The organism is Clostridium sp. (genome assembly GCF_040797585.1).
GTDB lineage: Bacteria > Bacillota > Clostridia > Clostridiales > Clostridiaceae > Clostridium_Z.
Genome location: NZ_JBFNEO010000230.1, coordinates 1 through 4253, shown reverse-complemented (window position 1 = coordinate 4253; position 4253 = coordinate 1). Strand labels below are relative to the sequence as shown.

The 4253-nt window shown below is 27.6% G+C and carries 5 protein-coding genes; 4 read left to right on the top strand and 1 reads right to left on the bottom strand.

All coding sequences use genetic code 11. From position 1 onward, the window contains the following. Nucleotides 1-20 precede the first annotated feature (20 nt). The 3 genes from AB2369_RS11875 (at nucleotide 21) to AB2369_RS11865 (ending at nucleotide 2235) form a co-directional block, all read left to right on the top strand. Nucleotides 21-584: a GNAT family N-acetyltransferase gene (locus tag AB2369_RS11875; protein ID WP_367666691.1), complete on the top strand. Its 564-nt coding sequence runs from the start codon at nucleotides 21-23 to the stop codon at nucleotides 582-584. A gap of 238 nt (nucleotides 585-822) precedes the next feature. Continuing rightward, nucleotides 823-1350, top strand: a complete 528-nt coding sequence (locus AB2369_RS11870) for a DUF6886 family protein (RefSeq protein WP_367666690.1) — start codon at nucleotides 823-825, stop codon at nucleotides 1348-1350. Beyond that, nucleotides 1351-2235: a radical SAM protein gene (locus AB2369_RS11865; protein WP_367666689.1), complete on the top strand. Its 885-nt coding sequence runs from the start codon at nucleotides 1351-1353 to the stop codon at nucleotides 2233-2235. A 335-nt stretch (nucleotides 2236-2570) separates the two neighbouring features. On the opposite strand, the gene AB2369_RS11860 is transcribed toward AB2369_RS11865, so the two are convergent. Beyond that, nucleotides 2571-2978, bottom strand: coding sequence for a GNAT family N-acetyltransferase (locus AB2369_RS11860; protein WP_367666688.1), 408 nt, complete (start codon nucleotides 2976-2978; stop codon nucleotides 2571-2573). A 399-nt stretch (nucleotides 2979-3377) separates the two neighbouring features. On the opposite strand from AB2369_RS11860, the gene AB2369_RS11855 reads away from it, so the two are divergent. Next, entirely contained in the window at nucleotides 3378-4001 is a 624-nt protein-coding gene (locus AB2369_RS11855; RefSeq protein ID WP_367666687.1) for a class I SAM-dependent methyltransferase, read from the top strand. Nucleotides 4002-4253: the final 252 nt, after the last annotated feature.

Genomic DNA, 4253 nt, shown 5'->3' with positions numbered 1-4253 from the left:
GGAGTTTAGGAGGATTACAAATGCTAGAAAACAGTGAGTTTTTTCCAGTTATTGAAACAGAGAGATTATTACTTAGGCAACTTACTTTTAAAGATTTACAGGATGTATACGAAGTTTTTTCTAAAGAAGAAATTATGAAATACTATGGAATATTTCCTCTTGAGGATATAGAAGAGGTAGAGGAATTAATAGTGGATTTTAATAGAGGATTTGAGAAGAATACTTCCATAAGATGGGGAATTGAACTAAAGAGTAGTAAAAAGATTATAGGAACCATTGGATATCATAATTTTAATAATAGATTTTTAAGAGCTGAAATGGGATATGAACTATCAAATAAGTATTGGCATGAAGGATATATGAAGGAAGCCATAAATGCAGTACTATATTTTGGCTTTAACCATATGAATTTAAATAGAGTAGAAGCCTTAGTATACCCAGAAAATATAGTTTCTAGAAGCCTTCTTAAGGCTTTAAGTTTTAGAGAAGAAGGCTTACTTAGGGAGTATGCTTATTTTAGAGGGCAGTATGAGGATTTAATTATGTACTCTTTATTAAGAAGAGAAATATTAGAGATGAACTAAATAGAAAAGTATATGGATTTTCATAATAAGGATTATATCATTTATACTATAATATAAATTATTTTTATTTTAAGAAGATGTAGTATAGATAAACCACTAAATCATTAGCAACCAGTATTTAAGACATATTCAAAGGTTGAGTTTTAAAATTGTTTATCTATGTCATATAAAAATATTTTAAGAGAAGATATTAAGTTGATTTTAAATATTATAAAAAAGTAAAAAGGAGGGAAGCTTTATGAGATTATTTCATGTAAGTGAAGAAAGCGATATTGAAGTTTTTAAGCCACGTATACCTAGTAGAGAAGATATGGATAAGGAAAAGGCTTTAGTATGGGCAATAAATAATAAATATCTTCCAAACTTTTTAACACCAAGAGATTGTCCTAGAGTTACATATCATGTTTCTGATGGAACATCCCATGAGGATAAACTTAGGTACTTTTCTTCGAAATCCTGTAATCATGTGGTGGCTATAGAACATAAATGGTTTAACATAATGAAAAATACTACCCTTTATTTATATGAGTTTAATCCAGAAAGATTTTATATTCAAGATAGTATAGCTGGATATTATGTAAGTGAGCATGGAGAGACTCCTATAAATAAATTTGTTATAGAAGATTTATTCACTGAACTTTTTAGGAAAAATATAGAGTTAAGGCTAGTGGATAATCTTTGGGATTTATGTGATGAGATACAGAATACAACCTTAAACTTTTCCATGTGTAAAATGGGCAATGCTAAGGTAAGAGGAGTCATATAGATGGAATATATTAATGCTAAAACCCTAATAACTAAAACAAGTTCTAGTAACTGGTTTGGAGTTGACTATAATATGAATATATATAGGGGTTGCTGCCATGGATGTATTTACTGTGACTCAAGAAGTAATTGTTACAGAGTCCAGGATTTTCATAAGGTTCGTGCTAAGGATAATGCATTATTTATTCTCAAGAATCAACTAAAATCTAAAAAGACTTCAGGTGTCATAGGCACAGGCTCTATGAGTGATCCCTATAATCCCTTTGAAAAAGAACTTAATTTAACAAGGGGAGCATTGGAGATTATAAATAACTATGGCTTTGGAGTAAATATAATAACTAAAAGTGATTTAATTCTAAAAGATATAGATGTTTTGAAATCAATCAATAAATATGCTCCCTTATGTGTTATTTTTACTATAACTACTTATGATGATAATCTATGTAGTAAAATTGAACCTAATGTATCTTTATCATCTGAAAGATTTGAAGCCATGAGGATATTATCCAGGGAAGGGATTTTTACAGGAACATTACTAATGCCGGTACTTCCATTTATAAACGACACAAAGGAAAATATTGTATCAATTATCAATAAAACCAAGGAGAGTGGAGGAAGGTTTATTTATCCTTATTTTGGGGTTACTTTAAGACAAGGACAAAGAGAGTATTTTTATGATAACCTTGATAGATTATTTCCAAAGCTAAGGGAGAGATATATTGAAACCTATGGATATAAATATGAAGCTATTTCATTAAATAGTAAGGATTTATGGAGGAGTTTTAGAGATAAATGCAATAAAGAAAATGTTTTATATAAAATGCCGGGTATTATAAAAGCATATAAGTATAAAAAAGAAGAGTATGAGCAATTAACATTAATATAGATGTATTTATTAAAAAAGTATTATAGAGTTTTTCGTTGAAAGTTTATTTTCTATACTAATTATCAAGGAGAAATTTAGGTATAGATATACAAGATAAGAACTCAATTTTGAAATATGTAGTAAATTGTGAGAAGGTAAAGGTTAATTTTATGTACTCTTTGATATATCTAGAGAGAGTAGGATTTAAAGTAGAAATAATATAGATATACCTGGCATAAACTCAAAATTTGAATAGCTTGGAAACTACAGAAGTTTGAAGTTGAATTCTATATGTCCTGGGGTATATCTATATTTTTAGAACAATATATAAACTAAAAGTTCACTAATATTCAAATTTATAAGCCACTTTGCTTATTATAGTTACGCATAATCATTCCTTGACTTTTAATCATAGAAAATTTTTTATAAAAGTCTACAATGTTATTATCACACATAAGATCAATCATATAAAAATCTTTTAAGGTTTCAAGCATTAATTTAACTAAATGACTTCCAATGCCCTTTCCTTTATAAGGTGGAAGAACCTCTAAAAGTGGAATATATGCACTTAAGGTTTTATCAGAAATAGCGGTAATAAATCCAACCACATCATTTGTAGTTTCATCTATTGCTAGCCAGAAATAATCACTTTTATTTAGTAATTGTAAATGCTTTTCTGGGGATGGAGGATTGGGCCAATCCACAAAGAAACCTTCTAGATTAGTTTCACTTATATTTTCCAGGGAATTAATATATTTAATCATACTATCATCTCCATATCTTAAATAGTAAATTTAGTTTATTTCAATAAAAAATAGATTCTAGAGTAAGTTAGGCATATCCAACTTTGTTCATGTAACTTACAAAAGTTGGAATTGAGTTATCTTAATATTAAACTTTTTCAATATTAAATTCAAGTTAAAAGATGCATATGTTAAGGAGATTCTATTATGTATAAAATAGCTTTTGTTACATTTTTAAATATTTATAAGAAACGAATTAAATTTTTAGAATGGAAAAGTTATCAGTATAGATCAGATTAGAAAATTAATGAGATATCATAATATTAAAATAGATAAAGAAGAATTTATAATAAGAGATTAAAGATAAAGAAAAGAAGGGAGGAGTTTAGTGATGGTATAACCAATCACTAAATAGAAGTTATGAGTTTTAATGAGGAAGCAAAACAGTGGGATAATGATTTTAGAATAAAAAGGGCTAAGATTGTGTCAGAGGAGATAAAAAAATCTATTAAAATAGAAAAAGATTATAAGGCACTAGATTTTGGATGTGGGACAGGTCTTGTTAGTTTTAATCTTTATGATGTTTTTAATTCTATAGATCTTCTTGATAACTCTGAGGGAATGATAGAAGTTTTAAACTATAAGATTAAAGAAAAAGGCATAAATAATATGAAGGCAATATGTGGGGAAGTAAATAAGGGAATTATATTAGAAAATAAATATGACATAATATATACTTCCATGGCACTTCATCATATTGAGAATATCCAAGAGGTACTTAAAAGTCTAATCAGATTATTAAGAGAAAATGGAGCGCTATGTATCGTAGATTTAGATGAGGAAGATGGAGGTTTTCATAAAAATTATAAGGATTTTAATGGTCATAATGGATTTAATCAAGAAGAAGTAAAAGGTATATTATGTGAATTAGGACTTAAAGATGTGCAGTCAAGGACTTTTTATTATGGTGAAAAAATAATAGATGGGGAAAAGATAAATTATTCTCTATTTTCTATGATAGGAAAGAAAAAAAGAAGGAAATAAAAGTTAAAAATATTCTTGAAATTGTTAAAATTTTATAGTATTATAAAAGAGATAATATTTAAGGAGGTAGTAATATGAATATTTGCTTAGAATGTAAAATGCAAATTAATAGCATAGTATCCAGAAAAATTTCAGCAAAATTTGCTGTTAAGGCTACAAGTGCGTCCAAAATTGCATATTTTCATCAGTAAGCAAGTATAATCATCTATTACCTAAAGTATATTTAAGTAAGAAAAAATATCCGGGTAAGGT

Bases quoted from the DNA above. Each gene is read 5' to 3' on its own strand.
- AB2369_RS11875 (WP_367666691.1), top strand. From the start codon at position 21: ATGCTAGAAAACAGTGAGTTTTTTCCAGTTATTGAAACAGAGAGATTA.
- AB2369_RS11870 (WP_367666690.1), top strand. From the start codon at position 823: ATGAGATTATTTCATGTAAGTGAAGAAAGCGATATTGAAGTTTTTAAG.
- AB2369_RS11865 (WP_367666689.1), top strand. From the start codon at position 1,351: ATGGAATATATTAATGCTAAAACCCTAATAACTAAAACAAGTTCTAGT.
- AB2369_RS11860 (WP_367666688.1), bottom strand. From the start codon at position 2,978: ATGATTAAATATATTAATTCCCTGGAAAATATAAGTGAAACTAATCTA.
- AB2369_RS11855 (WP_367666687.1), top strand. From the start codon at position 3,378: ATGAGTTTTAATGAGGAAGCAAAACAGTGGGATAATGATTTTAGAATA.